At 67.3% G+C, this 2,861-nt stretch carries 3 protein-coding genes; 1 reads left to right on the forward strand and 2 read right to left on the reverse strand.

The window, feature by feature from the left end:
• Both AC1DOC_RS27675 and AC1DOC_RS27680 read right to left on the reverse strand, forming a co-directional pair.
• Nucleotides 1–1,151 (reverse strand): ABC transporter substrate-binding protein (locus tag AC1DOC_RS27675; RefSeq protein ID WP_478130919.1); only part of this gene is annotated, 1,151 nt, incomplete at its 3' end.
• Between the two features lie 177 nt (nucleotides 1,152–1,328).
• Nucleotides 1,329–2,264, reverse strand: coding sequence for a LysR family transcriptional regulator (locus AC1DOC_RS27680; protein ID WP_478130920.1), 936 nt, complete (start codon nucleotides 2,262–2,264; stop codon nucleotides 1,329–1,331).
• Nucleotides 2,265–2,354: 90 nt separating this feature from the next.
• Between AC1DOC_RS27680 and AC1DOC_RS27685 the strand changes: the two genes are divergently transcribed.
• Nucleotides 2,355–2,861 (forward strand): Bug family tripartite tricarboxylate transporter substrate binding protein (locus AC1DOC_RS27685; RefSeq protein WP_478130921.1); only part of this gene is annotated, 507 nt, incomplete at its 3' end.

The following is a 2,861-nucleotide window of genomic DNA, read 5'->3' on the forward strand; positions in this document are numbered from 1 at the left end:
CCCACGTAGGGCGACTTGGGCAGCGTGCTGTCGCTGAGGTTGGCCGTATCGATGGCCTTCTTCTCGGCTTCGGCGAATTTGGCGACCTTCTGGAACTCGGGGTTCGCATAGGTCGACTTGCGCGTGCCGGTCGGCACCGRAGCCCAGCCGGTTTCCTTGGCCACCAGGTTGACGTAGTCCTTGGACGTGGCCCACTTGATGAACTTCTGCGCGGCCTCGTCCTTGGACGAACTGGCCGGAATGGCGAGGTTCCACGACCACAGCCAGTTGGCGCCCTTGGGCGTGGCGGCGGTCGGTGCCTGCGCGAACGCCACCTTGTCGGCCACCTTCGACTGCTTCGGGTCGCTGATGAACGAGGCCGCGATGGTCGCGTCGACCCAGGCCGCGCACTTGCCTTCGTTGAAGAGCGCGAGGTTCTCGTTGAAGCTGTTGGCCGAGGCGCCCGGCGGGCCGTCCTTCTTCATCAGGTCGACGTAGAAGGTGATCGCATCCTTCCAGGGCTTGGTGTCGATCTGCGGCTTCCACTGCATGTCGAACCACTGGCCGCCATGCGTATTGACCAGCGTGGTCAGGAAGGCCATGTTGTCGCCCCAGCCCGGCTTGCCGCGCAGGCACATGCCGTACACGCCGGCCTTCGGGTCGTTGGCCTTGTCGGCGAACTCCTTCACCTGCGCCCAGGTCGGCTGGTCGGAGAACTTCACGCCCAGCTTGTCGGCCAGGTCCTTGCGGTACATGAGCATCGAGCTCTCGCCGTAGAACGGCGCGGCGTAGAGCTTGCCATCGGTCGACAGGCCGTTGCGGATGGCGGGCAGCAGGTCGTCCACGTCGTAGGCGGCGTCGGTGGCGATGGGCTTGAGCCAGCCCTTCTTCGACCAGATCGGGGTTTCGTACAGGCCGATGGTCATCACGTCGAATTGGCCGCCCTTGGTGGCGATGTCGGTGGTCACGCGCTGGCGCAGCGTGCCTTCTTCCAGCGTGACCCACTTGAGCTTGATGTCGGGGTTGGCCTTTTCGAAGAAGGGCGTGAGCTTCTGCATCTCGATCATGTGGCCGTTGTTGACGGTCGCGATCACGAGTTCGGTGGCGGCATGGGAGGCGAGCCCAGTGCCGGCGAGTGCGAGGACGAGGCCCGCTTTCAGAAAACGCTTCATGTTGTCTCCTAGAGGTGAGCGACGCCCGCTCTGTTTGGGTCGCCGTGGCGGGATTCTGGAGAAACGCGCTTGCGGGTTTGGTACTTCGGCTGCTTGCCTTGGTACTTTCATGCACCAGTTGGCTAGGAGATTCCCTAGTTGGTGCAATACAGCATGGAAAGACTCAATCCAAAGGCTTCAGCCGCCGCCCAGCAGCTGGCGCCGGAACTGCGCCGCGGCCGGCGAGAGCGCGCGGTCCTGCCGGGTGACGAGGCAGATCGGCGGCACGCGCACCGGCAGCTCCACCGGCACCGTGCGCAGCACGCCCAGGCGGGCGTAGTGGCTGGCCTGCGAAGCCGGCATCACGGCGGCCATGTCGGAGTTCTCGAGCAAGGCGGTGATGGCGATCGGCGATGCCGTTTCGATGATGTCGAGCCGCGCCTGGATGYCCGCCTCGCGCATCGCCGCCTCGAAGCGCCCGCGCTGCGGCGAGCCCGGTGGCTGCAGCACCCAGGACCAGTTCGCCATCTCGGCCAGCGTGACGGTGGCGCGCTCGAACACCGGGTGCGCGGCGCGCACCACCACCACCTGCGATTCGCCCAGCAGCGGCACGCTCGCGTACTTGGCTTCGTCGTGGCTGTCGGTGAGCCGGCCCAGCACCAGGTCGACGTCGCCCTGCTCCAGCTGCGCCTGCATCACGTCGCTGGTCTCGACCACTACCGACACGGCCACCTGCGGATGGCGGCGGTGGTATTCGACCAGCGCCGGCGCCAGCAGCTCGGGCACCGCGCCCGGCACGCTGCCCACGCGCAGCGAACCGCTCAGGCCCGAGCGCAGCGCGAGCATTTCCTCGCGGGCGCTKCCGAAGTCGCTGAGCACGCGGCGGGCGTAGCGGATCAGGATCTCGCCGTAGGGCGTGGGCTCCATGCCGCGCGCCAAGCGCTCGAAGAGCCTTTCGCCGAGCGAATCCTCCAGCTGCTGCAGCAGCTTGGTGGCGGCCGGCTGGCTGATGTTCATGGCCTCGGCCGCGCGGCCCAGGTGGCGGTGGGTGTCGAGCCGCGCCAGGAGCAGCAGCTGGCGCGGCCGCACATGGAGCATCAGCGATGTGTCGGCAGGGCCAGGACCGGAAGTCATGCACAAAAGTATATGGAGCTTCGGGCTTTTTCGATTGGATCGGCCGCACGAAGCTGCCTAAGCTCGCGCCAAACAAGCAGGAGACATCCGATGAAGCAATCCTTTCTTCTGGCCCGCGCCGCGGGCGCGGCTGCGCTGGCGCTGATGGCCGCCACCGCCGGCGCGCAGCAGCCGGCCTATCCCGACAAGCCGCTGCGCATCCTGGTCGGCGCCTCGCCCGGCGGCGGCACCGACATCCTGGCGCGCGTGCTGGCCGACAAGTTCGCGCCGGTGCTCAAGCAGCCCGTGACGGTGGAGAACCGGCCCGGCGCCTCCAACACCATTGCCGGCGAGCTCACGGCGCGCGCCGCGGCCGACGGCAGCACGCTGCTGCTGGCCACCAACACCGCGCAGGCGGTGGCGCCGCACATTCTCAAGCTCAAGTACGACCCGCTGAAAGACCTGCAGCCGATCGGCCTGGTGGCCGTGATGCCCAACGTGCTGGTGGTCTCGGCCAGCTCGCCCTACAAGTCGGTGAAGGACCTGCTGGCGGCCATGGCGGCCAAGCCCGGCGGCTTCAAGTACGCATCGTCGGGCATCGGCAGCACGCAGCACGTG

It is taken from the genome of Variovorax sp. 01T439_2 (assembly GCF_056398445.1).